This window comes from Hymenobacter guriensis, assembly GCF_015773195.1.
In the GTDB taxonomy this organism is placed as follows: Bacteria; Bacteroidota; Bacteroidia; order Cytophagales; family Hymenobacteraceae; genus Hymenobacter; species Hymenobacter guriensis.
The window spans coordinates 21,678-47,289 of the sequence record NZ_JADWYK010000022.1 but is presented as its reverse complement, the minus strand read 5'-3'; the positions used below and the strand labels follow the sequence as shown (position 1 = coordinate 47,289).

At 60.4% G+C, this 25,612-nt stretch carries 26 protein-coding genes; 5 read left to right on the top strand and 21 right to left on the bottom strand.

The features are described from left to right. Window positions 1-86: 86 nt before the first annotated feature. The 6 genes from I5L79_RS22195 to I5L79_RS22170 all read right to left on the bottom strand — a co-directional run bounded on the left by I5L79_RS22195 (window position 87) and on the right by I5L79_RS22170 (window position 6,510). Window positions 87-968 (bottom strand): cbb3-type cytochrome c oxidase N-terminal domain-containing protein, encoded by an 882-nt coding sequence (locus tag I5L79_RS22195; protein WP_196957289.1) that lies wholly within the window; start codon window positions 966-968, stop codon window positions 87-89. After that, window positions 965-1,267: a hypothetical protein gene (locus I5L79_RS22190; protein ID WP_196957288.1), complete on the bottom strand. Its 303-nt coding sequence runs from the start codon at window positions 1,265-1,267 to the stop codon at window positions 965-967. Before I5L79_RS22190 ends, I5L79_RS22195 begins: the two co-directional genes overlap by 4 nt. Beyond that, entirely contained in the window at window positions 1,261-1,467 is a 207-nt protein-coding gene (locus I5L79_RS22185) for a hypothetical protein (RefSeq protein WP_196957287.1), read from the bottom strand. Before I5L79_RS22185 ends, I5L79_RS22190 begins: the two co-directional genes overlap by 7 nt. 46 nt (window positions 1,468-1,513) lie before the next feature. Further along, on the bottom strand, window positions 1,514-3,721 hold the full coding sequence (gene ccoN, locus I5L79_RS22180) for a cytochrome-c oxidase, cbb3-type subunit I (protein ID WP_196957286.1): 2,208 nt from the start codon (window positions 3,719-3,721) through the stop codon (window positions 1,514-1,516). A gap of 203 nt (window positions 3,722-3,924) precedes the next feature. Next, window positions 3,925-4,074: a cbb3-type cytochrome oxidase assembly protein CcoS gene (gene ccoS / locus I5L79_RS22175; RefSeq protein ID WP_196957285.1), complete on the bottom strand. Its 150-nt coding sequence runs from the start codon at window positions 4,072-4,074 to the stop codon at window positions 3,925-3,927. A gap of 12 nt (window positions 4,075-4,086) precedes the next feature. Continuing rightward, a complete protein-coding gene (locus I5L79_RS22170; RefSeq protein ID WP_196957284.1) occupies window positions 4,087-6,510 on the bottom strand; it encodes a heavy metal translocating P-type ATPase in 2,424 nt (807 codons plus the stop codon). Between the two features lie 183 nt (window positions 6,511-6,693). Between I5L79_RS22170 and I5L79_RS22165 the strand changes: the two genes are divergently transcribed. Continuing rightward, window positions 6,694-7,188: a hypothetical protein gene (locus I5L79_RS22165; RefSeq protein ID WP_196957283.1), complete on the top strand. Its 495-nt coding sequence runs from the start codon at window positions 6,694-6,696 to the stop codon at window positions 7,186-7,188. A gap of 22 nt (window positions 7,189-7,210) precedes the next feature. Further along, window positions 7,211-7,600: a group III truncated hemoglobin gene (locus tag I5L79_RS22160; protein WP_196957282.1), complete on the top strand. Its 390-nt coding sequence runs from the start codon at window positions 7,211-7,213 to the stop codon at window positions 7,598-7,600. Window positions 7,601-7,672: 72 nt separating this feature from the next. On the opposite strand, the gene I5L79_RS22155 is transcribed toward I5L79_RS22160, so the two are convergent. The 3 genes from I5L79_RS22155 to I5L79_RS22145 form a co-directional block, all read right to left on the bottom strand. Further along, a complete protein-coding gene (locus tag I5L79_RS22155) occupies window positions 7,673-7,981 on the bottom strand; it encodes a cupin domain-containing protein (RefSeq protein WP_196957281.1) in 309 nt (102 codons plus the stop codon). Between the two features lie 206 nt (window positions 7,982-8,187). Beyond that, on the bottom strand, window positions 8,188-9,243 hold the full coding sequence (locus I5L79_RS22150; protein WP_196957280.1) for a response regulator: 1,056 nt from the start codon (window positions 9,241-9,243) through the stop codon (window positions 8,188-8,190). After that, window positions 9,218-10,831, bottom strand: a complete 1,614-nt coding sequence (locus tag I5L79_RS22145; RefSeq protein ID WP_196957279.1) for a sensor histidine kinase — start codon at window positions 10,829-10,831, stop codon at window positions 9,218-9,220. The genes I5L79_RS22150 and I5L79_RS22145 overlap by 26 nt, the downstream gene beginning before the upstream one ends. A gap of 178 nt (window positions 10,832-11,009) precedes the next feature. Between I5L79_RS22145 and I5L79_RS22140 the strand changes: the two genes are divergently transcribed. Continuing rightward, window positions 11,010-11,357: a thioredoxin gene (locus I5L79_RS22140; RefSeq protein ID WP_196957278.1), complete on the top strand. Its 348-nt coding sequence runs from the start codon at window positions 11,010-11,012 to the stop codon at window positions 11,355-11,357. 387 nt (window positions 11,358-11,744) lie between these two features. On the opposite strand, the gene I5L79_RS22135 is transcribed toward I5L79_RS22140, so the two are convergent. The 3 genes from I5L79_RS22135 to I5L79_RS22125 form a co-directional block, all read right to left on the bottom strand. Next, the gene (locus tag I5L79_RS22135) at window positions 11,745-12,260 is read right to left on the bottom strand and encodes an FKBP-type peptidyl-prolyl cis-trans isomerase (protein WP_196957277.1); all 516 of its coding nucleotides are present in this window, start codon (window positions 12,258-12,260) and stop codon (window positions 11,745-11,747) included. Between the two features lie 167 nt (window positions 12,261-12,427). Beyond that, complete coding sequence (locus I5L79_RS22130; protein WP_196957276.1) at window positions 12,428-13,342, bottom strand: isoaspartyl peptidase/L-asparaginase family protein; 915 nt, start codon at window positions 13,340-13,342, stop codon at window positions 12,428-12,430. 141 nt (window positions 13,343-13,483) lie between these two features. Next, the gene (locus I5L79_RS22125) at window positions 13,484-15,466 is read right to left on the bottom strand and encodes an AAA domain-containing protein (protein WP_196957275.1); all 1,983 of its coding nucleotides are present in this window, start codon (window positions 15,464-15,466) and stop codon (window positions 13,484-13,486) included. A gap of 282 nt (window positions 15,467-15,748) precedes the next feature. On the opposite strand from I5L79_RS22125, the gene I5L79_RS22120 reads away from it, so the two are divergent. Then, entirely contained in the window at window positions 15,749-16,927 is a 1,179-nt protein-coding gene (locus tag I5L79_RS22120; RefSeq protein ID WP_196957274.1) for a hypothetical protein, read from the top strand. 631 nt (window positions 16,928-17,558) lie between these two features. Here the strand turns inward: I5L79_RS22120 and I5L79_RS22115 are convergent. The 4 genes from I5L79_RS22115 to I5L79_RS22100 all read right to left on the bottom strand — a co-directional run bounded on the left by I5L79_RS22115 (window position 17,559) and on the right by I5L79_RS22100 (window position 20,632). Beyond that, a complete protein-coding gene (locus I5L79_RS22115) occupies window positions 17,559-18,035 on the bottom strand; it encodes a cupin domain-containing protein (RefSeq protein WP_196957273.1) in 477 nt (158 codons plus the stop codon). A gap of 32 nt (window positions 18,036-18,067) precedes the next feature. Then, window positions 18,068-18,439 carry a VOC family protein gene (locus tag I5L79_RS22110; protein WP_196957272.1) on the bottom strand — a complete coding sequence of 124 codons (372 nt, stop codon included), beginning with the start codon at window positions 18,437-18,439 and terminating at the stop codon, window positions 18,068-18,070. Between the two features lie 148 nt (window positions 18,440-18,587). After that, window positions 18,588-19,448 (bottom strand): SDR family oxidoreductase, encoded by an 861-nt coding sequence (locus I5L79_RS22105; protein WP_196957271.1) that lies wholly within the window; start codon window positions 19,446-19,448, stop codon window positions 18,588-18,590. 314 nt (window positions 19,449-19,762) lie between these two features. Further along, the gene (locus I5L79_RS22100; protein WP_196957270.1) at window positions 19,763-20,632 is read right to left on the bottom strand and encodes an AraC family transcriptional regulator; all 870 of its coding nucleotides are present in this window, start codon (window positions 20,630-20,632) and stop codon (window positions 19,763-19,765) included. A 142-nt stretch (window positions 20,633-20,774) separates the two neighbouring features. On the opposite strand from I5L79_RS22100, the gene mgrA reads away from it, so the two are divergent. Further along, a complete protein-coding gene (mgrA, locus tag I5L79_RS22095; protein WP_196957269.1) occupies window positions 20,775-21,767 on the top strand; it encodes an L-glyceraldehyde 3-phosphate reductase in 993 nt (330 codons plus the stop codon). Between the two features lie 99 nt (window positions 21,768-21,866). On the opposite strand, the gene I5L79_RS22090 is transcribed toward mgrA, so the two are convergent. From I5L79_RS22090 to I5L79_RS22070, 5 genes are all read right to left on the bottom strand, one after another. Next, entirely contained in the window at window positions 21,867-22,298 is a 432-nt protein-coding gene (locus I5L79_RS22090) for a DUF1810 domain-containing protein (RefSeq protein WP_196957268.1), read from the bottom strand. Between the two features lie 158 nt (window positions 22,299-22,456). Beyond that, window positions 22,457-23,317 (bottom strand): aldo/keto reductase, encoded by an 861-nt coding sequence (locus I5L79_RS22085; protein WP_196957267.1) that lies wholly within the window; start codon window positions 23,315-23,317, stop codon window positions 22,457-22,459. Window positions 23,318-23,416: 99 nt separating this feature from the next. After that, complete coding sequence (locus tag I5L79_RS22080; protein WP_196957266.1) at window positions 23,417-24,529, bottom strand: VWA domain-containing protein; 1,113 nt, start codon at window positions 24,527-24,529, stop codon at window positions 23,417-23,419. A gap of 11 nt (window positions 24,530-24,540) precedes the next feature. Beyond that, on the bottom strand, window positions 24,541-24,900 hold the full coding sequence (locus I5L79_RS22075; protein ID WP_196957265.1) for an Imm51 family immunity protein: 360 nt from the start codon (window positions 24,898-24,900) through the stop codon (window positions 24,541-24,543). A gap of 235 nt (window positions 24,901-25,135) precedes the next feature. Beyond that, complete coding sequence (locus I5L79_RS22070) at window positions 25,136-25,555, bottom strand: SRPBCC family protein (protein ID WP_196957264.1); 420 nt, start codon at window positions 25,553-25,555, stop codon at window positions 25,136-25,138. Window positions 25,556-25,612: the final 57 nt, after the last annotated feature.

The window sequence follows — 25,612 nt, the reverse complement described above, 5'->3', positions numbered from 1 at the left end:
TCACGTTGGTACCGAACAGCAGTGAAGTAGGTGAGGAAGGTTCTTCCCTCCACTTCGCTGTGCTCAGGATGACAGACAAAAAGAGCTTACAGCCGGGCAACGCGCTGGCCGGGGGCTTCCTTCTCGCCCTGCGGCTCTTTGGCTCCGGCCGGCTTGGTGCCCTGCAAACTCAACAGGTAGGAGCTGACCTGCAGGATCTGCTTGCCGGAGAGCTTTCCTTTCCAAGCCACCATGCCTTTGCTCGTCACGCCGTATTTGATGGTCTTGTAGACGTGGTTTACCTCGCCGCCGTGCAGCCAGTACTCGTCGGTCAGGTTGGGACCTACTTTGCCTTCGGCATTGGCCCCGTGGCAGGGCGCGCAGTTGGTGGTAAAGAGGCTTTTGCCGCTGCTCAGGTCATCGGCGGCCGTCAAGGGCTGGTAGGTAGTAAGCTTGTTGGGGTCGTCGGCCTCGGTGGAAACGAAAAGGGCAGCCTGCTGCATTTCGGCGGCATACTCGGCGCCCTGCAGCTGCCCGGCTTCGGCCAGGTGATAGTAGCTGAGGTAGCCGACGGCAAACAGAATGGTGGCGTAGAAGCTGTATTTCCACCACGGCGGCAGGTCGTTGTCGAACTCGTGGATGCCGTCGTAGTCGTGGTCCAGAAGCTCGTCGCGCACCTCGCCCCGTACCAGCGTGGCGTCGCCTACGAGCAGGCCCAGCACCCGCCCGCTCCAGGTAGGGCGCACGGTGGGCAGCTCGTAGAGGCGGCGCAGCTGAGGCCGCAGGCGTACTACCAGCGTGGCCGCCAGCAGCACCATCAACAGGATAACCAGGCCCAGCGTAGCCAGTAGCACCCAAAGCAGCAGCAGCTGAGAATCGGCTGGTCCGGCCTTGGTTTCCGGGGTTTGCGCCAGCGCCGGACCGGCCGCCAGCACTACCAGGCCCGCGCCGGAGGCGGCTACGCGCCAGGAGAAAGGATAGTACCTCATGCGGCAATGCGCTGCCCGGCCGTTGCCGGGGCGGGGGTTTCAGTTGGGGCGGCCGCCAGCCCATCGGCCTGTACGGCTTCTTGCTGCCCGGCCTCCTGCTGCGCAGCGGCGGCAGCGGCGGATGCCAGGGAGGTGGCCGTCATCATCCCAAAAATCAACACCACGGCGGCCAGGCCCCAGGCCGCCAGGCTTAGCAGAGAACCAGGAGTGGGACCGGTGGCAGCCGGGGTTGGGGCGGCCGCCGCATAGCTGGCGAGCAGGCCCGGGACGATCAGCAGAAGAGTGCGTTTGGTTAGCATAGCACGTCGTGGTTAAAGTGATGATTCAGGGGTTCGTCGTGGTCAGGCGCCAGCGGGAGCTGGCTCATGGCGCTGATGTGCTGGCGGTTGGCCACGGCCACATACACCAGCAGGCCCAGGAAAAAGAGAAAGAAGATGACAAAGGAAATGAGCGGGTATATCTCAATGCCCGCTATGGATTGCAACACGTTCTTGTGCATGATCGGGGAGGGTTAGGGAAGCAGCGGCTGGGATGAAATCCGGGTGTTACTTAGCTGCCGCGGCTTGCTCGGGCTTTACTTTGATGTCGGTGCCCAGGCGCTGGAGGTAAGCAATCAGAGCCACGATTTCCTTGTCGGACTTCACCTCGATTTCCTCCTTTTTCAGCTCGGCCGCGATGCCCTGGGCCTGACGCTGGGCATCGGCCACGGCCTGCTGCTCATAGCCGGCGGGGTAAGGGGTGCCCAGGTCACGCAATACTCTGATCTTGGTGGGCAGCGTGGAATAGTCGATGTCGTTGTCGAACAGCCAGGGATAGGCGGGCATAATCGAGCCGGGCGACATACTGGTGGGGTCCAGCATGTGGTTGTAGTGCCAGGAGTGCGGGTATTTCTGACCCACGCGGTGCAAATCGGGACCGGTACGCTTGCTGCCCCACAGAAAGGGACGGTCGTAGATGAACTCGCCGGCCTTGCTGTACTCGCCGTACCGCTCGGTTTCGGAGCGGAACGGGCGCACCATCTGGGTGTGGCAGTTGGAGCAGCCTTCCTTGATGTACAGGTCCCGGCCCTGCAGCTCGAGCGAGGTATAGGGCTTCACCGAGGCAATGGTGGGCACGTTGCTTTTTACCAGGAACGTGGGAATCATTTCAATGGCACCGCCGATAAGAATGGCGACGGTAGCTCCCACGGCCAGCTGGAAAGGCCGCCGCTCAACCCAGCGGTGCCAGTGGCCGCCCTGGGCGTGCGGGTCCTGGGATTCGGACATCAGAGGCGCGGCCTGGGCTTTTTCGTTGGCCAGCAGAGAGCCGGCTTTGGCCGTTCGGTAAAGGTTGAACATCATCACAAACACCCCACTCAGGTACAGCACCCCGCCGATTCCCCGCAGATAGTACATGGGTACAATCTGCATGACCGTTTCCAGGAAGTTGGGGTACTGCAGCATGCCCTCGGCATTAAACTGCTTCCACATCAGGCCCTGGGTGAAGCCGGCCCAGTACATGGGCAGGGCATAGAACAGGATGCCCAGGGTGCCCAGCCAGAAGTGGGTATTCGCCAGCTTTTTGGAATGCAGGGGCGTGCGGTAAAGGCGCGGCCACAGCCAGTAGAGCATGCCGAAGGTCAGGAAGCCGTTCCAGCCCAGGGCGCCTACGTGCACGTGGGCCACAATCCAGTCGGTGAAGTGGGCAATGGCATTCACGTTCTTGAGGCTTAGCATGGGCCCCTCGAAGGTGGCCATGCCGTAGGCCGTCACGGCCACCACGAAGAACTTGAGCACGGGCTCCTCGCGCACTTTGTCCCAGGCCCCACGCAGCGTCAGCAGACCGTTGATCATGCCGCCCCAGCTGGGCGCAATCAGCATTACGCTAAAGGCCACGCCCAGGCTCTGGGCCCAGTCGGGCAGGGCGGTGTAGAGCAGGTGGTGAGGACCAGCCCAGATGTAGATGAAAATCAGGGACCAGAAGTGGATGATGCTCAGGCGGTAGGAGTACACCGGCCGCTCGGCCGCCTTGGGCAGGAAGTAGTACATCAGCCCCAGGTAGGGCGTGGTCAGGAAAAAGGCTACCGCGTTGTGGCCGTACCACCACTGCACCAGGGCATCCTGCACGCCGGCGTAGGCCGAGTAGCTTTTCATGAAGCTCACGGGCAGCGCCGCCGAATTGACGATGTGCAGCACGGCGACCGTCAGGAAGGTGGCAATGTAAAACCAGATGCCCACGTACAGGTGCCGCTCGCGCCGCCGGGCAATGGTGCCGAACATGTTCCAGCCAAACACCACCCACACCAGCGTAATGGCAATATCAATGGGCCACTCCAGCTCGGCGTATTCTTTGCTGGTGGTGAAGCCCATGGGCAGTGTGGCCACAGCCGAGAGAATAATCAGTTGCCAGCCCCAGAAGTGGATTTTGCTCAGCACGTCCGAGAACATCCGGGTTTTGCACAGGCGCTGCAGCGAGTAGTACACACCGGTGAAGATGCCGTTGCCCACGAAGGCGAAGATGACGGCGTTGGTATGCAGCGGCCGGATGCGGCCGAAGGTAGTAGCGGCCGTGCCCATGTTCAGCTCGGGCCGGGCCAGCTGAAACGCCGCCAGCACCCCCACCAGCATCCCGATAATGCCCCAGATGACGGTGGCAATACCGAAGTCGCGCACGATGCGGTTATCGTAAAAGAACGTGTCAATTGCCCGGCTGGCTGAGCGGGCAACCAGCGGCGGCTTGGGCGCGGCTACCGGCGGTAGGGATTCGACTTGCATGGCCTTCAGAAGTGGATGATTTACTTCTCCAAAGGTCTTTCCGGGCCGATTTCGAAAAGATGACGAATGTCAGCCGTGGACCTGATTGATATCAGGCCGGCCGCAAAGGGCCGCCGCATTTGGCTGGGTGCTGCCTGAAAATGACTCCCTTGCCTGGTCGGGCAGGGCCCGAAAGTCAGTGTGGATAAGCCGCGCGGGCAACTCTACTCCTCCGGCTCATCCTCAAAGAGCATGCGCACCGAAGGCGTGTAGTCGTCCTCGTACTGGCCCGAGCGCACGGCCCACAGAAAGCCGCCCAGAAACGTAAGCGCCACCAGCAGACTGATGCCGATCAGCAGAAAGATAATAGTCATGACAAAAGGAGGTTAGAGGCCCCGCCGGTGAGCGGCGTACCGAACCAGCAGGGTAGCAAACACCATCACACTCAGGGAGCTGATGGGCATCAGAACAGCCGACACAATGGGCGTGAATCGGCCCTGCACGGCCAGGCCCAGCCCGATACCGTTGTAGCAGAACGACAACACGAAAGTGGCCAGAACCACCTGCAGGCAGTCCTGCGAAAAACGCAAAAACGTGCTGAGCTGCTTTAAGCTGTCCGCGTCCAGAATGGCGTCGCAGGCAGGGGAGAAGTTGGTGAGCGTTTCGCTCAGGGCCAAGCCGGCATCGGCGCGCTGCAGGGCCCCGGCGTCGTTCAGCCCGTCGCCAACCATAACCACGCGGTGGCCGCGCTGCTGCTGCGTTTCCACGTAGCGCAGCTTATCCAGCGGCGACTGGTTGAAGCGCAGCTCGGCCGAAGGACCAAAAAGCTGGCGCAGATGGGGCTCGTCGGCATCGTTGTCGCCGGTAAGCAAGGCCAACTGGTAGGTTTTGCCCAACTCCAGCAGCAGGCCAGGCAGGTCGGCGCGGTATTCGTTGCTTATTTCGTACCAGCCCACGGGCTGCCCATCCAAAGCCACATGTACGCGGGCTTGCCGCCCGCCGTGCGGGGCCGCGGGCAGGCCCACGAAAGCCGCGGAGCCCAGGCGCACGTCCCGGCCGGCCACGCGCCCGCACAAGCCTTGGCCAGGGGTTTCCCGGCAGGCGTACACCGGCAGGGTAGACGCCCCCAGTTTTTCGGCCAGACGCTGGCTTAGCGGGTGCGTCGACTGCCGAACCAGCGCGGCCACAAGCTGCTCATCGGCTTCCCTCAGCGGCGGTCCGCAAAAGCTCACCACCGCCCGCCTGGTGTCGGTAAGCGTGCCGGTTTTGTCGAACACGAGCGTATCGGCGCGGCCCAGCGTTTCGATGACGGCGGAGTTTTTCAGGTAGAGCCGGCGCCGCCCCAGCACCCGCAGAGCGGCGCCCAGCGCAAAGGGCGTGGCCAGTGACAGGGCGCAGGGGCAGGCAATGACGAGCACCGAGGTACAGGCCCGCAGGGCCATTTGTGAGTCCTGCGGGTACCAGTACAGCGCCGCGCCCAGGGCCAGCAGCAGGGTCACGGCCACAAAGTAGCGGCCCACTTTGTTGGCGTAGGTTTCCAGCGTGGGCCTGGTTTCCTTCTGGAATGCGGGGTTGTTCCAAAGCTGGGTAAGGTAGCCCTGCGACACTTCGCGCACCACTTCCAGCTCCAGGGTTTCGCCCACCTGCCGGCCGCCGGCGTACACCACCTCCCCGGGTTCCTTGGGCACCGGCACGCTTTCGCCCGATACAAAGCTGTAGTCAATCTGCCCCGCGCCGCGCAGCAGCACCGCGTCGGCCGGAATAATTTCCTGGTGCCTCACCCGGATGCGCTGCCCGGCCCTGAGCTCCCGCACCGGCACCGACTGCTCCCCGTCCTTGGTCAGCAGGGTCACGGCCACCGGGAAGTAAGAGGTGAAGTCCCGGTCGAAGCGCAGCGCGTCGTAAGTGCGCTGCTGCACCCACTTGCCGATGAGCATGAAAAATACCAGCCCCGTAAACGAGTCGAAGTAGCCGGGGCCGCGCCCGGTGGCAATGTCAAAGACGCTGGTGGCAAACAGCGCCGTAAGCCCCAGGCTGATGGGAAAGTCGAGGTTGATATGGCGCTGGCGCAGGCCCTGCCAGGCCGAGCGGTAAAAGTCGCGGGCACAGATCAGCAGCACGGGCAAAGCCAGCAGAAAGCTCAGCCCGCCAAAGAAGCTGCCAAACAGCGTCTGCAGCTGCTCGGTAAAGGAAAAGTAATCAGGAAAGGCCATCAGCATCACGTTGCCGAAGGCAAAGGCGGCCAAACCCAGCTGGTAGGTAAGGCGGCGGCTGCCGTGGTGGGGCTGGGCGCCCAGCTCGGCCAGGGTAATCTGGGGCTCATAGCCTACCGAGGCCAGCAGCTGCACCACTTCCCGCAGGCTTGTTGTCTGGGGCTGGTAGCTTACGCTCAGTTCTTTGCGCAGAAAGTTTACTCGCGAGGCTGAGATGCCGGGGTTGAGCTTGAACAGGTTTTCGAGCAGCCAGATGCAGGAGGCGCAGTGCATCTGCGGAATAGTGAGGGTGAGCCGGCTGAGCGTGGGCGAGCGAAACACGAGCAGCTGGCTTTGCACCGACTCCAGGTCGAGGTAGTCGAAGCGGCCGGGCAGCTCCACTTCCTTTACTTTCTGGCCGGGCTTCTCGTCGAGGCGGTAGTACGTGCTGCACAGATTGCTGGCGTCGAGCAGCTCATACACGGCCTTGCAGCCCTGGCAGCAGAAGTGCAGCGCGGGCCGGGCTTCCAGCCGGATAGGCTCTGCGGGGCAGTCGTCGCCGCAGTGAGAGCAGGCCAGGTAAGTGAGGGTCGGGGCTGAGGCAGTGGCAGTAGGCACAGGCAGGCAGACTAGTGGAAACCCAAAGCTCCGGCACGCTGCCCGACAAAAAGCTGACGAACGTCAGCCCTCAGGCTGATTCATCTCAGCCCCCAAGCTGGGACCGAACCCGCATCTTTGTGCTGTTGTTCTAGGACGGTCGGGCGGAAGCAGCTTTCGGTTCGGCCGTTTTTGCCTGTTTTTATGCCCCGTTCCTTTGCCACTGGTTTGTTGCTGCTGGTACTGGCCCTGTTCGTGTGGGCCGGTATGGTTGGCGGTATTTCCTTTCTCGAAGCCCCACTTAAGTTTACCGCTCCCCACATCACTGTGCCACTGGGGCTGGGCATCGGCCGCATCGTGTTTGCCGCCCTGAATAAAGCGGAGCTGCTGCTGGCCGCCGTGGCCGTGGGCAGCGCAGTTTACGTGCGTGTGCCGGCTCACCTGGCGGGCGCGCTGGGTTTGCTCAGCGGTATTCTGCTGCTCCAGACCTTCTGGCTGCTGCCGGCCCTCGACGTGCGGGCCCTGGCGCTGCTGGCCGGCCGCCCGGCCCCGCCCAGCTCCCTGCACATGGTTTATATTGGGCTGGAAGTTGTGAAGCTGGTTACCCTGCTGCTCACAGGAGCTTTGGCGTTTCGCTGGACGTTGCAGGCCGCCCGCGGACAGGGCCTCAACCAGCGCCCCGGGCAGCTGGCCGCCTGAATAATACCTGTTTGTTTCTGCTATGAGTGATTCCCGCCCCGATATTCAAACCGAAGCCGACGTGCAGCGCCTGGTTGACGCGTTTTACCTGAAAGTCAACCAGGACGATTTGCTTAGCCCGGTCTTCAACGGCTTTGCCCACGTCGACTGGGCCCGGCACCTGCCTATTATGTACGATTTCTGGAGCAGCCTGCTGCTGGGCACCTCGCGCTACAGCGGCCGACCCTTCCCCAAGCATATGCCACTGCCCGTGGATGCCACGCACTTTAACCGCTGGCTGCAGCTTTTCGAAGCAACGGTAGATGAGCTTTTCGCCGGCCCCGTAGCCGATACCGCCAAAGTACGGGCCCTGAATATTGCCACGATGTTTGAGTATCGCCTGCGCAAGCGCGACCCGCTGTCCTTGCTGTAGAAAATAAGTACTGCCACCAACAAGGGGCTGCCAACACCCAGGTTGGCAGCCCCTTGTTGGTGGCAGTAGCCTCTACCGGAAAATCAGAATGCGGGCTTCTTCCAGGCAGGACAGGGAGTGGGGCGCCCCGGCGGATAGGATGACGTAGTCACCGGCCGTAACTTCAGTGGGCTGGTCTTCCTGCGTAATGATAAGGCGGCCGGCCAGCACCGTCACAAATACATCGACGGGCGCGTTGTGAGTGGGCATAGCCTCGCCGGCGCGGAAGGTCTTGTAAATAACTTTCTGGCCGCTTTTATCGAGCAACACCAGGGCTTTCTGCTCGCCGACGGGGATATGGCCGCCGCTTAGCAGGCTACCGCTTTTCAGAGGTGGGTACATGAGGAATGGGGATGAGGTGGACGGGCCTGGCCCGGTTTGCTGGCTTAAAGCACGAGCATTTGCCCCAGCTTACCCATGACGAAAATCACGAACTCCGCTGAGTAGTAGCAGGCTGTGCAAAAAGCAGCCAGGACTTGCTTGGGCCTAATACAGGAAAAGCCGTCGGGGCTCGACGGCTTTGCTGAAAAGCTTTTCAAATCAGTGGCTTACCAATGTGCCCGGCGCAACTTGTCGGGTTGCAGTACCCGAATGTTTTTGGGGGTCAGCTCAATCAGACCGTCGTTTTTGAACTCGCTCAGGGTACGAATCAGCGACTCGGGGGCCGTGCCGACCAGGGCCGCCATGTCGTCGCGGGAGAGGTAGATGGCCGCGTCGGGCGCGGTGGCGGCCTGCTCGTGCATGCGCAGCAGCGTATCGGCCACGCGGCGCCGGATAGAGTTGTATGCCATGCCCAGCAGCTGCTCTTCCCGCTCGGTTACCCGGCCCGCCAGCAGCCGGATAAACTGATGACCCACCGCCGGGTTGCGCAGCAGCTGGGAAAAGTCGTCGCGCGGAATGTAAACCAGCTCTGAGTCGTCGAGGGCCACGGCCGAGTCGCTGTGGGGTGTTTGCTCAAGCAAGGGCAGGTAGCCGAAAAACTCACCGGGCCCGTAAAGGCCCGTTATCAGCTCCTTGCCGCCGGCCGTGGCTTTAAGCGTTTTCACCCGGCCGGCCTTCACGAAATACACCCGCGTGGGCTCATCACCTTCCAGGTAGATATCCTGCTTTTTGCGGATGCTATGCACTTTACGATCGGCTGAGAGGCTTTGGAGGTTGCCCACGGCGCGGGCATCATCCAGAAACTCACTTAGCCCGTTGGGGGCCTGCAGGTCGTACTCTGCCTTGAGGTGACGGAAGCGGTTGAGCCGCCCGGTAATGGCGCTCAGCAGCTCGGCTTCGTCGAAGGGCTTGGTCAGGTAGTCGTCGGCACCCAGCTCCATGCCGCGGCGCAGGTCCGTGCGTTCGGTTTTGGCCGTCAGGAAGATGAAAGGGACGCCCGAGAGCTGCGGGTTCTGAGTAAAGATCTGCAGCACCCCGTAGCCGTCGAGCACCGGCATCATGATGTCGCACACTACCAGGTCGGGCCTGGTGGCCAGGGCCTGCTCCACGCCTATTTTTCCGTTTTCGGCGGTCAAGACGGTGTAGCCGGCCAGCTCCAGCAGCTCGGCGGTGTTTTCGCGAATCAGCTCGTTGTCCTCAATCAGCAGGATGGTGGTCTTCATAAGGAATGGTAATGGTCACAGTGGTGCCCGCGTTCAGCTCGCTCTGCAGGGAAATGGTGCCGCGCATGAGCTCCAGGTATTTGGCAATGATGTAGAGGCCCAGGCCCGTGCCCGGCACGTTGGCTGCGTTGCGTGCCCGGAAAAACCGCTCGAATAAGTGTTCCTGGTCTTCTTTGGAAATACCCACGCCCTGGTCCTGCACGCGCAACGTCAGCAGGCCGGGCCGGCAGTCGGCCTGCAGCGAAACAACGGAATTCTCTCCCGAGTACTTGATGGCGTTGGAGAGCAGGTTCACCAGGATTTTGCGCAGCAGCGACGCATCTATGCGTACCGAGCCGGGGCAGGCCAGGTGCTGCTCGATGCGCTGCCCGTTCTTGAGCATGCCCTGCACGCTGGTGGCCGTTTCCAGCAGCAGAGCCGCCAGGTCCAGATCGGTAGGGTGGGCTACAATGCGGCCTTCTTCGATGCGGCCCACGGACAGAAACTCTTCCAGGATATCGTTCAGGTGATTTACCGAGGCGCGAATACGCTGCAGGTGCTTCAGGCGCTTGTCCTGCTGCTCGGAGGCGGGGTATTTCTCGATGAGGGTAGCCGAGGTGAGCACGGCCGTGAGCGGGGTGCGAAACTCATGCGAGGCCATGCTCACAAAGCGCGACTTCAGCTCCCCCAACTCCTGCTCTGCGGCCAGGGCCTGGGTAAGCTCCTGGCCGCGCTGCTCCAGCTGCTCAAGGGTGCTGAGCAGGGCGTGGGTGCGGTCGGCCACTTTCTGCTCCAGGTCGGCGTTGAGGCGCTCCACGTACTGGCGCTGGGCAATGAGCTCCTTCTCAGCTACCTTTTTAAAGGTGATATCGAGCACATAGGCCACCACGTAGAGCTCCTGGTCGAGGTGAAAGTAGCTCAGGCTGACTTCCACCGGAAACACGGAGCCGTCCTTGCGCTGGCCCAGCAGGTCGCGGTTGTGGCCCATGCCACGCACGGCGGGCCGCTCGTTGAAGGACTCGCGTAGCTTTTGGTGGTTGCGGCCGGCCGCGTTGGGCACCAGCACATCGATGCTGCGGCCCACCAGCTCCTGCACGTCGTAACCAAACAGCTTACCGGAAAGCTCATTGGCTGACACAATAGTGCCGGGCCGGTCGCACACAATAATGCCGATGGTGGCATTGGCAAACACCGCCTCGAAGCGCCGTACGCTATGGGCCAGCTCCCGCTCAGTCTGTTGCAGGCGACTTTGTTTGGCGAGGCGGACCAGAAAGAACGGTTGCCCGTCGGCTTCAAAGTACGTGAGCTCAATACGGCTCCAGAACGAGTTGCCGGCGTAGCCCCGAAGTTCTGCTTCCAACTCGTGGCGGCCGTTGCGGCGGGTTTGCTCGCACAGGTCCTGCCATTGCTCCTCGGTCCAGGGGAGGACGCGCAGCGTGCGGAGCGGAACGGCCAGTAGTGCCTTTTCCGATGGGTAGCCCAGCAACTTCACGCCCACCGGATTAACCTGCGTAAACCAGCCCGCGCTCAGATCATAGATACCCACAAACTCCGGCGCACGGGCATAGAGTACTTCAAGCAGGGCAGTGGCGTGAGCGGTGGGCAGCATAGGGTATGGAAGGGGCACAGGAATTTAAACACTAATGCTGCCTCTAAGATAAGCAGGTGAGCATACCTGAAAGCAATACCGGGGAGCTGATAAAAGTCAGCCAGCCAGCTGATGGGCATCATGCCTCCGGCAAGGGTAGGGCCATAAGTTTGTAGCTCCACGCTTGTTTCATGTCTCAATGACAACCCCCACCTCCCCTTCTACCGGGCCAGCTGAGGCGGCAGTGCTGCTGGTGTTGCTGCCAGTGACTATGGGCACGACTCATACGGCACAGAACGCACTGAATGCTGACCTCAATGCCTTGCAGCATAAGCTAGGTTCTATAATCCGGCTGTTGCGCATTCCGGAAACCAGCCACCCCGCCGTGGTGCGCAGCTTTCAGCCGGATGAGCTGCCGGCCATGGTACTGGTGCAGCAGGGGGTTGAAATCTGGCGCCAACAAGGGCTACCTGATGGCGATGCTATAATTCCCTTACTGATGAGCAAAATCCAGCCGCTTAATAATACCACTACTCTTATATCCTAGAGCGTGATAATGACTTGGCCATCGTAAAATGGCTTCCCACGGCAAGGGAGACGCTGTTAAATATTTCTGTGCGGGCAATAAATCTATTTCGCAGAGGCGTACTGCTGCCGGCGATACTAAGGAGGCGGCACCCTGCGAAATCAGAGGGGTGGAGGGTTTCCTGGATGCGGCCTACAAAGCCTGCAAAAACCGCAGGAGCCGAATATATGCGCTAACAGCGCATTGGTCATGGGCATTATCAACAGCATTGAGGCCGCTGAATCCAAGTGGAATAAGGCCCCTTGCAAAGCCGAGCTGGCGTTTCACGAGCAGAAGTATAAACGGCGACCAAAAAAGCGGCGGAACCACCGGTCCCGCCGCTTTCGGTTTATAGCTAATCCAGAGCTATTAATGGTGGTGCCCGCCTTCGCCGTGCACGTGGCCGTGGTCGAGCTCCTCGCGGGTGGCGTCGCGCACGGCGGCTACCTTGCCGTCGAAGTGCATGACCATGCCGGCCAGGGGATGGTTGAAGTCCATTTTCACCACCTCGTCGGTGATTTCCACGATTTTGCCCTGCATGTGGTTGCCCTGGTTGTCGGCCATGGGGAGGAAGTTGCCCACCTGCAGCATCTCGTTGTCGAGCTGACCGTCGATTTCGAAGACGTTTTTGGGGATTTCCACCACGGCCTGCTGGTCGTAGTCGCCGTAGGCCTGCTCGGGGGTAAGGGAGAAGGTGAACGTGTCGCCGGCCTGCTTGCCGTTGAGTTGGTTCTCAAATTCCTCGGGCAGGCCACTCTGGCCAAACAGGAAGACCATGGGCGCATCGGCCTCAGCCGATTCTACCAATACTTTCTCTTGATTCTCGTCGGTTACGCTCAGGTCGTAGGTGATGGTAACGACTTTGTTTTCGCTGATTTGAGCCATGCTGCGGGTGGACGCTGGCGCCCGGGGGTAGAAATGGATGGTTGGGTTTCAGCTAGCTAGTTACGGAAATAGCCCGAAATAGTCGGTGCAGCGGCGCGGTTTCGTGAGCATCCGGCACATAGACAAGTGGTTGTAAGCAGCGCTGAAACCAAGTCAGCATCCGCCGTTTACCCTTCGTCGCTCCAGATGGCCACGAACGGCTCCTGCTCACCCACGCGGTAGCCCCGGCGCATGATGTTGGTGTTGGTTTCCAGGGCAATGTTGCCCTCTCTGTCCACGGCAATCAGGCCTTTGTCGCCCTTCAGGTCTTCGTCGCGCAGCTCAATGGCGGCCCGGCAGGCTTCGTTTACGGGCAGGCCCTTGTACTTCACCAAGGCGTACACCTCGTGAGCCAGGGCCCCGCGCAGAATAACTTCGCCGTCGCCGGTGGCCGACACGGCGCAGGCTTCGTTGCTGGCGTAGGAGCCGGCCCCCAGCACCGGACTGTCGCCCACGCGACCTTTCAGCTGGCCCTCAATGCCGCCCGTGCTGGTCGCCACGGCCAGGTTGCCGTCTTGGTCGAGGGCCACGGCGCCCACAGTATCTTTCTGGGGCACCTTTGCCTCTTCCTGCATGATTTCCAGCCACTCCTGCTGGGCCTTTTCCGTGATGAAGTAGTGCACAGCTTCGATAGCGAGGCCGTGCTGCAGGGCAAACTCGACGGCGCCCTCGCCGGAGAGGTACACATGCTCGCACTTCTCCATCACCGTGCGGGCCAGGCTCACCGGGTTTTTGACGTAGCGCACACCTTCTACCGCGCCGGCTTTCAGCGTTTTGCCGTCCATGATGGAAGCATCCATCTGCACCTCGCCCTGCTTGTTGAGGCTGCTGCCCCGGCCGGCGTTGAAGTGCTCGTTGTTTTCCATGCTGTTCACGGCCGCTTCTACGGCTTCCAGGGCCGAGCCCCCGCGGTGTAGCACTTCCCAGCCGGCCTGCAGAGCATCATGGAGTCCTTCGCGCTGGGCAGCTTCTTCCTCGGGGGGTAGCTCGCTGGGGTCCATGGTAACGGCGCCTCCGTGAATGACAATAGCGTACTTATTCATACTACAAGGTGGTTTTGGAAGGATGGTAGGGCTGATACGCACAAAAAAAAGCCCCGTTTCTGAGAACGGGGCTTTTCAGGGTTAATAGCAGACATCCGGAAAAACACGGAGCCAGGTGCAAATTACATGGCTTCTAGCGGCTTACTGCAGCTCCCAGGCCGTGCGGTACGCCCCGATGCTTTCCACGTAATCGAGGAAGGCCTTATAGAACGGGTGGCCGCCCAGCGTGGCCGAGTCGCCGACGATGAGGAGCTTGCGGCGGGCGCGCGTCATGCCCACGTTCATGCGGCGAATGTCGCTCAGGAAGCCGATTTCGCCCTGAGGGTTCGAGCGGGTGAGGGTAATGGCAATGATGTCACGCTCCTGGCCCTGAAACGAGTCGACGGTGCCGATGCTAAGCATGCGGTGCTCCATCAGGCCCACCAGCTCGTCGTTGTCTTCCACGGCATCCTTAAGGTAGTTGATCTGGGCGCGGTAGGGGGCAATGACGCCGATAGTGAGCAGATCCTCCGTGTGGTCGGCCGGGTCGTAGACTTCCAGCAGCTGCGACAGGCGCTTCAACAGCAGGTCGGCTTCTTCGGGGTTGGCAATGGAGCGGCTTTCCTCAATGCCCAGCTCCTGAAAGCCGAAGCCAGCCGTGTCCAGAAACTCCACGGCCAAGTCGGGGGCAAAGCGCAGGTCGTAGGCGGGCAGGTCGGCGTGAGCCACGGTGGGCGCGGCCTTCAGCCGGCCTTCGTAGAATTGCTCCGAGCTGAACTCCATGATTTGCTCGTGCATGCGGTACTGCACCTCCAGCATGCGGGCCGTGTCGGGCTGGCGCTTGATGCACTTCTCGAACAGCGTTTCGCGCAACCCCTGGGCCGCGGCCTTCTCGCTTTTCACGGTGGGTGGCAGCTGCTGATGGTCGCCAGCCAGCACTACGCGGTTCGCCTTCGTGATGGGAATCCAGCAGCCCGGCTCCAAGGCCTGAGCTGCCTCGTCGATAAACACAGTTTCGTAGGTGAGGTGGCGAATGGCACGGTTGCCGGCCCCCACCAGCGTGCAGGTAATCACCTGCACCTTCTCCAGCAAATCCTCGGTGATATAGCGTTCCAGGTTGTCGGAATCCTGGAGCATGAGGTGGGCCTGTTCTTTCAGCATACGGCGCTGCTCCCGCTCCTCCCAGCCGAAATGGCGCTTGAACTTGGCGGCCTGTTCGCGGTACTGCTCGGCCGTCTGGCGCATGCTTTTCAGTTCGGGGTAGCTTTTGTGCGCCATGATCTGGGCATCGAGCGTGTGCTCCAGCAGCAGGTCCGACACGCGAGAAGGGTTGCCCATCCGAATCACATTCACCCCGCGCTCGGCCAGCTTTTCAGTGAGCAGGTCCACAGCCGTGTTGCTGGGGGCGCACACCAGCACCCGCCGCTCGCGGCGGATGGTTTCCAGGATGGCCTGCACCAGCGTGGTGGTTTTGCCGGTGCCGGGCGGGCCGTGGATAATGGCTACATCCTGGGCCGCCAGCACGTGGCGCACGGCGGCCAGCTGACTTTCATTCAGGGGCGAAGGGTAGTAGAGCTGGGCTTCGGCTTCGGGCTTGTAGCGGGCCGGTTTGGCGCCCAGCAGCACGTCGCGCAGCTCGGCCAGGCGCGAGTCGAAGGCGCCCATGACTTTGCCCAGGGCATACTCCATCTCGCGGTAGCTCACCTCGTCGAAGGTCAGGTCCACGCCCAGCTTGCCTTCCTCCACCCAGTCGGGCAGGTCTTCCTTGGTGGTGGCCAGCAGGATTTTATTGCGCTTCACGCTGGTGATGACGCCCGAGAGCGTGGGGCGGTCGGAGCCGGAGCGGCCTGGAATGTTGCCGAACAACGCCGCGTTTTTGCCCACCTGAAACAGGTGCAGCCCGGCCTGACCGGAGGAGCGCTCCAGCTCAATGACGAGCTTGCCGCCGAAGCCAATGTCTTCCTTGGTGATTTTGACCGGGTACCAGGTGAGTCCCCGCTTTTGGCGCTCGGCAATGGTGGCCTGGGCGCTCTTGATTTTGAATTGTTCGAGGTCCTCCTGCTGCTCGAGCTTCATGAGGGCCTGCACCTTGCGCAGCTCTTTCTCGATGGCGTAAGGGTCGGTATAGGTAGGTTGTTCAGCCAACTGATGGGTTCTTTTGCGAATCGTTGATAACAACGAAACCGGGGAAAAGGTGGCCGAAGGTCGGGAGGAATTTGGGAATGGCGCGGTGGACGAGCTTTAGCCCGCTTAGGACGCCGAGGATTGCGCAGCGGGCGCGGAGGGCGTTCTACTGCGTCTTCGGCGGGCTAAAAACAACTTCCAATACAAAGGTGCTTTCTTATCAACGGCGTTGCAGCGGGGCGGCGCTAGTCAACGTACCTCGCAAAGCCCGTAGTTTAGGGCGCACCTCCAGCCGTTCTGATCATGCCGTACCGTATTGCTGCCGAAACAACCGACGAGCTTCTGCTGCTGCCGGTTCCTGTAAAGACGGGCTGCGTGCGCGGGCTATTCAGCGGTTTCGGCCTGCTGGCGGTGCTGATAGGCGGCGGCCTGCTGTTCGCCCGGCGTGGTGGTACGCTTGATGCCGATACCCTGATTGCCGGTACACTGGCGTACGTTGGCTTGGGCTTTCTGCTGCTGGGCATTTTCCTGAGCGTTAAGCAGCGCCCGGCCCTGGCGGCGCTGGTATTCGACCGACGGCTGGGGGCAGTGCGGGTGCGCGCCCGGGAGGGCGAGCCGGCGGAAGTCTGCCTCGCCTACGCTGATATTGCGGATTTGCGGGTACATACCCATGCCGAAACTCACTCTTCCTCCAACAGCACTTATACCTGGACAAGCTACACTTACCACGTGGTCATGCAGTTCCACGACGGCGGCCGCTGGTACCTCACGCGGGAAAATACCCCGGAATTAGCCGAAGCGCAGCTGCGCCAGCTGGTAGCCGCCGTAGCCGCGGCCGAGCTTGGGGTGGCCGCGCTACCCCCACCGCAGCTGCCCCCGCAGGTGGAGCATAGTACCCAGGCTGGCCTCACAACCATCCGCTGGCGCAATGAGCTGGCTGGCCGGCAGGTGCTGAGCTGGCTGGTAGTTCTGGTTTTTTTTGGCGGCGCGCTTGGTCTGTTTTTTCTGGTGGCCCGGCCCATGATGGTGCCGGCGGCCTTTGCATATGCCGTCCTAGCGTTCATTGCGCTGGTTTTTCTGGTCATTATGGGCAGCCAGGCCCGGCGGATGTGGCTGGATTACCATCGGCGCTACGGCCTGGTGTTCAGCCCGACTGCCGTGGCCTATGTAGAGGCGGCCCACGCCACCGATCAGCTTATCGAGCACCAGGTTATTCCGCTGGCAGAGTGGTACGGGCTCAGCTGCTCGCTCAACGATATGGAGGCGGGCGAAGAGGCGGTACTACTGCTGACCCGCGCCGCTCATGCGCAGTATCTGCACCAGCAGAAGGCGGAACTTTCGCTCAAGGAAATCGTGGACTTTCTCACGACCAGGAACCAGGCCCGTCGCCTGTATTTCAGCCGCTTTACTCCCGCGCAGCGGCTGGCCGTCGTTAACTGGGTACGGGCTGAAGTGCAACGGCAGCGCGCCTGTGCTGCCTGAAGAGCAGCACAGGCAATACAAGCCAATAAGGCAATGCTCCCCACTATCTATTTGCCTGACAGCCTTGTTTTGTACTGCACAGACGATGAGAGTAGGCGTGTCGGTATAGTACGAGAAATAGCTTTATGATTGATTTACAGAAAGCTATTGAAGTTTTACCACAATCTTCTTATTTGTCGTGTCAATATCTATCCAATCCATAGAGTCCTTGCTTGGTATACAATCAGTTATAGGTGAGCTTCTAGCGTATCTCCTTAACGAGTATTTGCCGAACTTGATAGTCATTTCGTATGTGTCCTGTCCATCTTTACCAAGCCAGGCGGTGGTTATAATTCGTCTGGTATCATTTACACTCTTTTTGCTAAGCTGACTACTGGAGTATGGCTCCCAGGAAACTCCGTCACACCAGAATCCTCTTACATCTTCTCGGCTGGAATTCGCAAACGTTTCTCCCAAGTGGTACTCGAGATGAACGCAGAATTTCTCGTTAAAAGGACTGTCGGTATTTTCTGCTTCGTCTAGCATTTAGCATTGTCAGTTATCATCTATTCCAAAGTATAAGAAATATTCCTCAAGCCGCTGATAGAGCAGGGAGTTTGCTCTATCAGCAGTTTAGTTGTGTTCGACTGGCTCACGTAAACTGCTCCACCAGCTCCGGCCACTGCGGAAACTCATGAGTCAGCGCCGCCCGCTCCGCCAGCTCGAAGTCAACGAAGTCGAAGCCGGGAGCCACAGCGCAGCTGACCAGCGCGTAGCTTGTACGCTGCGGCAGGTGGGCCGCAAACCAGGTATTGGCCGGAATGACAGCCTGGGGCAATTCACCGTTTGCGAAGTTGCTACCAAGTACGATGCGGGTGGGTTGGCCATCGGTGAGCAGAATGATTTCCAGTGCCTGTCCCTGGTGAAAAAACCACAGCTCATCGGACTTGATGCGGTGAAAGTGCGACTTGTCTTCGTTTTCGAGCAGGTAGTAGATGGCCGTGCTGACGTGGCGGGTTTGGCCATCCGCTGTTTCCAGGGTTTGGGCCGAACGGTAGGTTTCCCGGTAGTAGCCGCCTTCGGGGTGGGGCGCCAAATGCAGCTGGCGGATGATGTCTTGCGCGGTCATGGGAGAGTAGGCTGAAGAGAAGAAAGTGAGACTTACGCGCTTTGAGTGAACTCGCCGATGTGCCAAAGGATGCCGGCAGGGTCGTACACAAAACCCTCCTTGCCCCAGGTTTCGTGCCGGATGGGCACCACCCGCACCCCCGCGAACTGGCCGGGCAAATCCAGCGCCCTTAGCTCCTGCCAGTACTGTTCCACATCCTCGACCTCCAGAAACAGCATGGTGTTGTCAACCCAGTCTGCCACGTAGTAGTCCTGCAGGTAAAAGCTCACACCTCCCAACGTAAACAAGGACATGGCCGGCGACAGCACCGTTTCGGTGAAGCCGAAGGCGCGATAGAAGCGGCGCGAAACGGCAAAGTCACGGGAGCCGATGAAAGGCCGCAGGGAGCGGATTTGCGAAGTCATAGTACAGCCTGGGAGTTTGGAAAGGCTTTGCGGAAAACGACCAGCAGAACCAGGCGCCAATATGGGGGTTATCGGTCAATTCAGCCGCTGGCCAAACCCACCAAAGCCCGGCACTGCTGCCGGGCTTTGGTGCTTCTGCCTATAGATTCTACAGCTTGAAGATGGTTTTGAGTCCTTTCTTGAGCGGGGTAGGTGGGCGCCCCAGCCAGTCCGACAAATCGGAGCTGATGGTGTCTTCCTGACTGTTCTTGATGTCGGTAAGAAAGCCGTTGATGCGCTGGATGGCTCCGACGGGCAGACCCTGCGCTTGCAGGCGGGCCGCAAAGGCTTCCTGCCCGATGGCGTGGTACTCCACCGGCCGGCCGGATAACTCACTCAGCGCCACGGCCACATCGGCAAAGGAGTAGGTTGCGTCGCCGGTGAACGTGAAGATGCGGTTGTCGCAGCGGCTGTCGGCCAGCACGTTGGCAATGGCCTCGCCCATGTCGCGACGGAGGGCAAACGACACGCGGCCCTGGCCGGCGGGCAGCCGGATGCCTTTCTCAAACACCTGCGGCCCCACAAACTGCGGCAGCGTGTCCATATACAGAATGTTGCGGAACAGGATGTAGGGCACCCCACTGGCCCGGATATAGTCCTCCGTCTGGAAGTGGCGCACCATCAGTTGGTTGACCAGCGTATCAGGATTTTTCAGGGCCCGGCTGGTGTAGGCCAGGCACCCAACGCCGGCTTTCTTGGCGGCATCCACTACGTTGTAGTGCTGCTGCAGGCCATCATCGTCGCCACCGCCCGAGACCAGCAATACCTTGGTGACGCCCTGCATAGCCTGGTCGAGGGAGGCGGGGTCGTTGTAGTCGCCCACCCGGATTTGCACGCCTTGCGCCTTCAGGCCGGCGGCTTTGGCCTCGTCGCGCACCAGGCCGGCCACCTGCCCGGGGGCGGTTAGTTGCAGCAGCCGTTCAATCACCGCCGACCCAATGTGGCCGGTAGCACCCGTTATCAGAATCATACGAAAAGGGAAATAGGAAAGAGAAACACTGCCCGCGCCGGCCGGTAGTTGCCGGAATTAGCGACTCCAGATCCGGCCGGAAGCAGGTGCTGCAAAGGTGGCCCGCCTTCAGGCGCACTACCAGAGCGAAAGGGCGGGAAGGTTGGGCAAAAAGTCGGGAAGAGAGGCTCGGTAAGAGTAAGCAGCAATGTCTACAGCATAGAACGTCATGCTGAGCGAAGCCGAAGCATCTCTACCGCTTCGTTTGCACGATTGAGTTAGCCAGAGGTAGAGATACTTCGACAAGCTCAGCATGCGGTTCTCTTCTCAAAAACCTATCCCGCCTGCTTGTACGCCGTGGGCGAGAGGCCGAGGCTGTTGCGGAAAAACCGGCTGAAGGCTGATTGGTCGGTGAAATGCAGCAGATCGGCTACCTGGGCCACGGAGAGCTGCCCGTGTTGCAGCAGGGCCTTGGCTTCCAGCATCACAGCCTCCTCAATCCACTCGCCGGCGGTTTTGCCCGTGGTTTGCTTCACGCTTTCGGTCAGGTGCTTGGGCGTGATGCACAGGCGGCCGGCGTAGAACTGCACGCTCCGCTCGGTGGTGCAGTGCGCGTTTACCAGGTGCTTGAATTCGGCGGTGAGTTGCTGGCTGCGGGTCTGGGAAGCCTGGAGCGCCGCGCTTTGCTGGTCGTAGACGCCCACCACTTCGTAGAGCAGGCTGTTGATCAGGTTTTTAATAACCTGGTTGCGGTAGGGCTGAGGCGCGTCGAATTTCTGTTGCAGCAGGCGCAGCGAGGCCGTAATGCTTGCAGCCTCGGCTGGAGCCAACGCCAGCACGTGCCGCGTGGCATTTTCCAGAAACTGGAAGTTGTCGACGGGAATGTGGTTGCGGGTGGTAATGAACTCGGGGGTAAAAAAAACCGACAGGCTGTCGTGGTCCGCCGAGAAGGCCGTCCACTCCTTGATGATGTGGGGCGTGATGAGCATCAGGCTGCCGGGCTCGATGTGGTAGGTTTCCAGGTTGGCCTTTAGCTCGGCCGTACCGCGCAGGCAAATACCGATTTTGTAGTAGTTGCCCCGGTACGGCACGCCCAGGGGTGGCCCCGTGGTGTGGCTATGCTCGTCCATGAAAAACACCTCCGCCGGCTCTTCTTCGGGGCGGGAAAAGCTCTGCAGCCGGTAGGTAGGAATCAGGTTGCTCATGTGGGGCTTGTAAAGTCGGGGACTTCATACCGGGCAAAGGGCCGAGAATGTAGGGCTGCTGGCGGAAAAATCGGCCGTCGCGGCGCTTACTTTTTGCGGGTTCCTGCGTACTTGCCGGCCCAAGCTACTTAAATCCGCAACCATGCCCTACCAACCCAGCCCCGGCCGCTACGCCGATATGCCTTACCGCCGCATTGGCCGCAGCGGCCTGAAACTGCCCGCCGTGTCGCTCGGCCTCTGGCACAACTTCGGCGACGTGGACGTGCTCCAGAACTTCCGCGCCATCCTGCACCGGGCCTTCGACAGCGGCGTCACCCACTTCGACCTGGCCAACAACTACGGCCCGCCGCCCGGCTCGGCCGAAACCAACTTTGGCCGCATCCTGAAGGAAGACTTCCGCGGCTACCGCGACGAGCTGATTATTTCCACCAAGGCCGGCTACCACATGTGGGAAGGTCCCTACGGGGAGTGGGGCTCCCGCAAATACCTCATTTCGAGCCTAGACCAGAGCCTCAAGCGGATGAAGCTGGACTACGTGGATATCTTCTACTCGCACCGTCCCGACCCCGACACGCCCCTGGAAGAAACTATGGGTGCCCTCGACCACGTGGTGCGCCAGGGTAAGGCCCTGTACGTGGGTATCAGCAACTACCAGCCCGCCGAGGCCGCCGAGGCCATCCGTATTCTGCGGGAGCTGGGTACGCCCTGCCTGATTCATCAGCCCAAGTACTCCATGTTTGAGCGCTGGGTGGAAGATGGCCTGCTGGATTTGCTGGGCGAGGAAGGCGTGGGCTGCATCCCATTTTCGCCCCTGGCCCAGGGCCTGCTCACCAACAAATACTTGCACGGCATCCCTGAGGATTCGCGCGTGGCCAAGGGCGTGGGCTTCCTCACCGAAAACCAGCTGACCGAAGCGCGCCTCACCCAAATCCGCCAACTCAACGACCTCGCCCAGGAACGCGGCCAGAGCCTGGCCCAGATGGCCCTGGCTTGGATCCTGCGCGACGAGCGGATTACCTCCGTACTCATCGGGGCCAGCAAGCCCGAGCAACTCACCGATTCCCTGCGCTGCCTGGAAAACATTCGCTTTAGCCCGGAGGAGCTGGCGCGGATTGAGACAGTACTGAAGCCCTAAAGATGTCATTCCGAACGCAGTGAGGAATCTGAGTTAAACCATAGAAGGCTGCTCCAGATTCCTCACTGCGTTCGGAGTGACAGGTGTTTTGGCATTTCGCTACGGGTTCTGCCGCAGAATCTGCAGCGTTTTGGCGTCCTGGGCTCCACCGAAAAACTTATCCAGCACCCGCTGGAAAACGGGGTTGGAGCCTTCCAGTGTGGCAAACAGCGTCATCGACGACTTAAGCTTCGCATCGTCCGGGGTGCCCATAATACGGGTGGCATCGCTGCTTTCCAGCTTCAGCAGTGCTTCGCTGATTTCCACCAGGCACGGGCCGAGCACCGGGTGCTGCAAATACGCCTCAGCTTCCTGCCGGCTTTGGATAGCGTAGAAGCGGGCCGTTTCGCTGTAGCCCAGCCCTTGTATCTGCGGGAAAATGTACCACATCCAGTGGCTGCTCTTGCGCCCCGACCGGATTTCGGCCAGGGCCGTAGCGTAGTCGCGCTGCTGGGCGTCGAGGAAGCGTTGCAGGTGGGGTTGCTGGGGCATATGGTTGCGCAGTTGATTGGTGATAATAATCGTTGAACGTTATTCCGCGCAAATTCGAGGAATCTTACGTGCTAACGTTGCAATAGTAATCCAACGTCAGCACGCAAGATTACTGGGCTGCGCTCGGAATGACGTTCTTCTAGGAATATGGAGGCCATTTACTCGCCGCCCAGCTTATCCAGCGCGGCCATATCCTCGGCGGAAAGCTCAATGGATGCGGCCTGCACGTTTTCTTCCAGGTGCTTCACCCTGGAGGTGCCCGGAATGAGCAGGATGTTGGGGGAGCGGTGCAGCAGCCAGGCCAGGGCTACCTGCTGGGTGCTGGCCTGGTGCCGCTGACCGATTTCGGTGAGCTTGCTCAGGGCCTCCTGGTTGCCGCCCGCCAGCGGGTACCACGGAATGAAAGCCAGATCGTTCTGCTCGCAGTACGTCAGCTCATCTTCCCACTTGCGGTTGTCCACGCTGTACATGTTCTGCACCGACACCACTTTCACGTACTGCTGCGCCTGCTGAATCTGCTCCACGGTCACCTCCGAGAGGCCGATGTGCTTGATTTTGCCTTGTTGCTGCGCCTGTTGCAGAAATTCCAGGGTCTGCTCAAACGGCACGTTCGGGTCAACGCGGTGAAGCTGGTAGAGGTCAATCTGTTCCAGCTTCAGGCGTTTCAGGCTGCCTTCGAGGGCCTCGCGCAGGTGCTTGGGGCTGGCATCAATGGGCCACTGGTTGGGGCCGGTGCGCAGTAGCCCGCCCTTGGTGCCAATGACGAGTCCGGCCGGATAGGGGTGCAGGGCCTCGGCAATCAGCTCCTCCGATACGTGGGGGCCGTAGCTGTCGGCAGTGTCAATGAAGTTGATGCCCAGCTCCAGGGCGCGCCGGAGCACGCGGATGGATTCGGCGTGGTCCTGGGGCGGACCCCAGATACCGTCGCCGGTGATGCGCATGGCGCCATAGCCCATGCGGTTAACAGTCAGGTCGCCGCCCAAGGTGAAGGTTTTGGCGGGGGTGGTTGCGTTGCTCATTCGGTAATAGATTAGAAGAGAAGCCCGGCCGAATTCGTCGTGAAACCGGCCCAGACTTCTTACAACCGCCAACTCCCGGAAAAGTCCCGCACGGTGTAGCTACACCTGCAGCTTCTGCCCCTGAATGGCCGCCGCCATCAGCCCCGGAAACTGGCCCGGTGTGCACGCGAAGGAGGGAATATCCAGCGCCGCAAACTGCTCGGCCACGCGCCGGTCGAAGGAAGGTGCTCCGTCGTCGGCTAGAGCCAACAGGGCCACTACCGTCACGCCGGCGGCGCGCAGGGCAGCGGCTTTCTTAATCATTTCTCGTTCGTTGCCACCTTCGTACAGGTCGCTGATGAGCACCAGAATGGTATCGGTGGGGCGGATGATGAGTTGCTGGCAGTAGCCCAGGGCCAGGTTAATGTCGGTGCCGCCGCCCAACTGTACCCCGAACAGCAAATCTACTGGGTCCTGCAAGTCCTCGCTCAGGTTCACTACGCTGGTATCAAAGACCACCATGTGCGTTTTTACGGCTTTAATGGAGGCCAGTACCGCTCCAAATACGCCCGCATACACCACCGATGAAGCCATGGACCCGCTTTGGTCCACGCACAGCACGATTTCCTTTAGGGCCTGGCCGCGCCGTCCGAACCCTACCAGCCGCTCCGGGATGATGGTGCGCTGCTCGGGCTGGTAGTGCTTGAGGTTAACGCGGATAGTGGCCGCCCAGTCGATTTCGCGGTAGCGGGGGCGAGGGTTGCGCACGGCCCGGCTCAGGGCACCCTGCACCGCCTGCCGCAGCGGGTTCGAGAGTTTCTGCTCCAGCTCTTTCACCACCTTGCCCACTACCTCGCGGGCCGTGTGCTTCACCTTCTGCGGCATTACCCGGCTCAGGGACATGAGCGTGCCCACCAAGTGTACGTCGGCCTGCACGGTGCGCAGGATTTCGGGCTCCATCAGCAGCTGGTGCAGGCCCAGGCGGTCCATAGCATCGCGCTGCATCACGGCCACCACTTCCGAGGGGAAATAAGCGCGGATGTCGCCCAGCCAGCGGCTCACGCGGGGCGCGGAACCACCCAGTCCGGCTTTGCGCTCCGACTGGTCGTAGAGCGAGGTTAGCACGTCGTCCATGCCCTTGTAGTCGGCATCGAAGGCAAGCTGGTTTTGCGCATCGGCCTCGGAGCCCAGCACGAGCTTCCAGCGGGTGGCGTTGTCGGTAGCGGGTTTCATAGGATAGGGTTCTACTCGAAAAAGTCGTCCGGATCGGCTTGGCTGAGGTATTTGTTGAGGCTGCCCAGGTCACTGAATATGGGCCGAATTAGGGCCAGGAACTGCTCGGTGGCGGCGGGTCCATCAGTGAAAGCTAGAAAAATTTCGCCCTCACCAGCCAGTTCCACGTGCTCCAGTAGGGCTGGCGCGTGTTCCTCCAGAATAGTTTCGATGTGCTCGGCCCAACTGGCCCCGCTGCCGCTGAAGCCGTATTTCTCGAACACGTTGTAGTAATCCTCCATGTTGGAGAGATTCACCAAAATGCGCTCCTGGCGGCCGGGCTCGGCCCGCTCCGCTAAATCAGCAACCTGGAAAGGGTAAGTAGTAGGCATAGGTGAGACGAAGAGTAAGAGCCGGCAAGGTAGTTAGCGGCGGCTGAGGGCGTACTTTTCACTGGCACCGGAGTTTCTCATACCGATGTAATGCTGTGCCCTCCACGCAATAGCTGGGCTTTATTGCTAGAGGATTATTCAGAGGGCAACCGGCAAAGAGTGCCGATAGACAGGCGGGGCACAAAAGGCACTTAAACGCCCACCAGACTTCACGGCCCTTAAGAAAGACAGCTCATTAACGAAGTTCAAGATGGGTTTTTAGATTGCTGGTCAGGATTTGCTGCCAGCCATTTTCGAATCGGTGCCTGGCAAAATGCGGGTCAGCTGGGAAACTTGCCAGGCCGGTATGGGTCAGGAGTAGCTTGGTCTTCATTCCCTGCTCAACCAATTCAAAGGTTACTTCGGAGATGCCGCGGTAGCCTTTGTACCCCCAGCTGTGGGCTAACTTGCTTCCATCTACGACGTGTGTAACCTGCCATTCCTTTTGATAAGGAGAGCCATCATCAAAAAACTCAAACTCGAAGCCAGCCACTGGTTCAAATTTCTTTAGCTGAGGGAAATACCATGCTCTTAGCTGGTCAGGAGTAGTCAATGCTCGCCAGACTTTTTCAATTGGGGCGTCGTACGTTTGCTCCAGCACAAAGGGCTTGTCCATATTACACTTGGTTGTCGTTTCGGATATCGTTATCGGGTTATCTAATGTGGATACTTT

What these genes read in the sequence shown, in the direction of transcription:
- I5L79_RS22195 (WP_196957289.1), bottom strand. Translation starts at nt 968, where the DNA reads ATGAGGTACTATCCTTTCTCCTGGCGCGTAGCCGCCTCCGGCGCGGGC.
- I5L79_RS22190 (WP_196957288.1), bottom strand. Translation starts at nt 1,267, where the DNA reads ATGCTAACCAAACGCACTCTTCTGCTGATCGTCCCGGGCCTGCTCGCC.
- I5L79_RS22185 (WP_196957287.1), bottom strand. Translation starts at nt 1,467, where the DNA reads ATGCACAAGAACGTGTTGCAATCCATAGCGGGCATTGAGATATACCCG.
- ccoN (WP_196957286.1), bottom strand. Translation starts at nt 3,721, where the DNA reads ATGCAAGTCGAATCCCTACCGCCGGTAGCCGCGCCCAAGCCGCCGCTG.
- ccoS (WP_196957285.1), bottom strand. Translation starts at nt 4,074, where the DNA reads ATGACTATTATCTTTCTGCTGATCGGCATCAGTCTGCTGGTGGCGCTT.
- I5L79_RS22165 (WP_196957283.1), top strand. Translation starts at nt 6,694, where the DNA reads ATGCCCCGTTCCTTTGCCACTGGTTTGTTGCTGCTGGTACTGGCCCTG.
- I5L79_RS22160 (WP_196957282.1), top strand. Translation starts at nt 7,211, where the DNA reads ATGAGTGATTCCCGCCCCGATATTCAAACCGAAGCCGACGTGCAGCGC.
- I5L79_RS22155 (WP_196957281.1), bottom strand. Translation starts at nt 7,981, where the DNA reads ATGTACCCACCTCTGAAAAGCGGTAGCCTGCTAAGCGGCGGCCATATC.
- I5L79_RS22150 (WP_196957280.1), bottom strand. Translation starts at nt 9,243, where the DNA reads ATGAAGACCACCATCCTGCTGATTGAGGACAACGAGCTGATTCGCGAA.
- I5L79_RS22145 (WP_196957279.1), bottom strand. Translation starts at nt 10,831, where the DNA reads ATGCTGCCCACCGCTCACGCCACTGCCCTGCTTGAAGTACTCTATGCC.
- I5L79_RS22140 (WP_196957278.1), top strand. Translation starts at nt 11,010, where the DNA reads ATGACAACCCCCACCTCCCCTTCTACCGGGCCAGCTGAGGCGGCAGTG.
- I5L79_RS22135 (WP_196957277.1), bottom strand. Translation starts at nt 12,260, where the DNA reads ATGGCTCAAATCAGCGAAAACAAAGTCGTTACCATCACCTACGACCTG.
- I5L79_RS22130 (WP_196957276.1), bottom strand. Translation starts at nt 13,342, where the DNA reads ATGAATAAGTACGCTATTGTCATTCACGGAGGCGCCGTTACCATGGAC.
- I5L79_RS22120 (WP_196957274.1), top strand. Translation starts at nt 15,749, where the DNA reads ATGCCGTACCGTATTGCTGCCGAAACAACCGACGAGCTTCTGCTGCTG.
- I5L79_RS22115 (WP_196957273.1), bottom strand. Translation starts at nt 18,035, where the DNA reads ATGACCGCGCAAGACATCATCCGCCAGCTGCATTTGGCGCCCCACCCC.
- I5L79_RS22110 (WP_196957272.1), bottom strand. Translation starts at nt 18,439, where the DNA reads ATGACTTCGCAAATCCGCTCCCTGCGGCCTTTCATCGGCTCCCGTGAC.
- I5L79_RS22105 (WP_196957271.1), bottom strand. Translation starts at nt 19,448, where the DNA reads ATGATTCTGATAACGGGTGCTACCGGCCACATTGGGTCGGCGGTGATT.
- I5L79_RS22100 (WP_196957270.1), bottom strand. Translation starts at nt 20,632, where the DNA reads ATGAGCAACCTGATTCCTACCTACCGGCTGCAGAGCTTTTCCCGCCCC.
- mgrA (WP_196957269.1), top strand. Translation starts at nt 20,775, where the DNA reads ATGCCCTACCAACCCAGCCCCGGCCGCTACGCCGATATGCCTTACCGC.
- I5L79_RS22090 (WP_196957268.1), bottom strand. Translation starts at nt 22,298, where the DNA reads ATGCCCCAGCAACCCCACCTGCAACGCTTCCTCGACGCCCAGCAGCGC.
- I5L79_RS22085 (WP_196957267.1), bottom strand. Translation starts at nt 23,317, where the DNA reads ATGAGCAACGCAACCACCCCCGCCAAAACCTTCACCTTGGGCGGCGAC.
- I5L79_RS22080 (WP_196957266.1), bottom strand. Translation starts at nt 24,529, where the DNA reads ATGAAACCCGCTACCGACAACGCCACCCGCTGGAAGCTCGTGCTGGGC.
- I5L79_RS22075 (WP_196957265.1), bottom strand. Translation starts at nt 24,900, where the DNA reads ATGCCTACTACTTACCCTTTCCAGGTTGCTGATTTAGCGGAGCGGGCC.
- I5L79_RS22070 (WP_196957264.1), bottom strand. Translation starts at nt 25,555, where the DNA reads ATGGACAAGCCCTTTGTGCTGGAGCAAACGTACGACGCCCCAATTGAA.